Annotated in this window: 1 protein-coding gene; it reads left to right on the top strand. The window is 65.6% G+C overall.

From position 1 onward, the window contains the following. On the top strand, positions 1-454 hold a 454-nt coding region (locus K9U40_RS23735), incomplete at both ends, for a class I tRNA ligase family protein (RefSeq protein WP_282892512.1).

Here is a 454-nt window from a genome sequence, read left to right as displayed (position 1 = left end):
GCCATCGACGCCGTCGCCTCCGGCGAAGTGCAGTTCGTGCCCGAGAACTGGGTCAACACCTACAACCAGTGGATGAACAACATCCAGGACTGGTGCATCAGCCGCCAGCTCTGGTGGGGCCACCAGATCCCGGCGTGGTACGACGAGGCCGGCAACGTGTATATCGCCCGCAACGAGGCCGAAGCGCAGGCCCAGGCCGGCGCGGGCGCGAAGCTCACCCGCGATGCCGACGTCCTCGACACCTGGTATTCCTCCGCCCTGGTGCCGTTCTCGTCGCTCGGCTGGCCCGAGGCGCTTCAGGATGCGTCCGCCACGAAGGACTACGACCTCTACCTGCCCTCCTCCGTGCTGGTCACGGGCTACGACATCATCTTCTTCTGGGTCGCCCGGATGATCATGATGAGCACGCACTTCACGGGCCGCGTGCCGTTCAGGCACGTGTACATCCACGGCC

Source organism: Xanthobacter autotrophicus, assembly GCF_030015065.1.
Taxonomy (GTDB): domain Bacteria; phylum Pseudomonadota; class Alphaproteobacteria; order Rhizobiales; family Xanthobacteraceae; genus Xanthobacter; species Xanthobacter autotrophicus_D.
Note: the sequence above shows the minus strand (reverse complement) of the source record. Positions and strands in the feature narration are given on the sequence as shown.